This is a genomic window from Moorena sp. SIO4A1 (assembly GCF_010672065.1).
Taxonomy (GTDB): Bacteria; Cyanobacteriota; Cyanobacteriia; order Cyanobacteriales; family Coleofasciculaceae; genus Moorena.
In genome coordinates this window covers 1-1087 of sequence record NZ_JAAHHX010001014.1, presented here as the reverse complement: position 1 = coordinate 1087, position 1087 = coordinate 1, and the positions used below count along the sequence as shown (strand labels likewise).

The 1087-nt window shown below is 44.8% G+C and carries 1 protein-coding gene; it reads left to right on the top strand.

Going from position 1 to position 1087, the window contains the following annotated elements:
- The first annotated feature begins 109 nt into the window (after positions 1-109).
- Positions 110-1024 (top strand): IS1634 family transposase, encoded by a 915-nt coding sequence (locus F6K53_RS44890; protein WP_293087560.1) that lies wholly within the window; start codon positions 110-112, stop codon positions 1022-1024.
- Positions 1025-1087: the final 63 nt, after the last annotated feature.

The following is a 1087-nucleotide window of genomic DNA, read 5'->3' as shown; positions in this document are numbered from 1 at the left end:
TTGCCCAACTGATGGCAGAGTTTCGAGAACAATGGCAGTGTGAAGCTTTATTTGTAGCCGATGCTGCTCTGTAGGTCGAGGAGAACCTTCAGTCATTGACCCATTTGCAATGGCTCAGCCGAGTCCGGTGCAACTCTCAAAGCAGCTAAGCGAGTTAATCGAGCAATTGTCTGAAGAAGCCTTCAATCGAGGCCAATTAACAGGATACCGTATAGCTTGTGTCTGTAGCACCTATGGTGACATCAAGCAGCGATGGCTAGTTGTCGAAAGTGACGCTAGAAAAGAAGTTGACCTGTTGCACCTCGAACAAAAAATTCAACAGCATCATCACAAAGCCCAAAAGCAGCTCAAGCAGTTAGAACAACGAAACTTTGCCTGTGCTCCTGATGCTATGGCCGCAGCACAATTCGTGAACAAACAACTGCGCTATCATCGCTTCACTCAGATAGAAGTTGTGCCATACCCTTACTACAATCAGCCTGGACGACCACGAACAGGTCAACTTCGAGATGGCTATCACTATCGTCTGCAAGGTAGCTTGACTTTGAAAAAACAAGTTGTTGCCAAAGCTCGTAGAAGGGCTGGACGCTTTATTCTGGCTACCAATGTTCTAGACTCTGAATCCTTGTCTGAAGACGATATGCTCTGTGAGTACAAAAGACAACAATGTACTGAAAGAGGTTTCCGTTTTCTCAAAGATCCAATGTTTTTTACCAGCAGTGTTTTCCTCAAGACTCCTGAGCGTGTAGCTGCCTTGGCGATGGTGATGGGTCTTTGTTTATTAGTTTATACTTTAGCACAAAGAGCCTTACGCCAAGCTCTGGCCAAAGCTAAGCAAACTCTTAAGAACCAATTAGGTAAACCAACGGCTACCCCAACAATGCGTTGGGTATTTCAGTGCTTTCAGTCGATTCATTTGGTCACCCTGGGGGAATTTGAGCAAATTGTTAACTTAACCCAGGAGCATCAAAGGATTCTTCAGTTTCTTGGTGCCTCCTGCCAAAAATATTATCTATTGCTCTGACCAACCTGCGGAATGTGGGCAATAAGCTAATTGCTTATTGCTTTGAGCTAAACGCTAATGTAG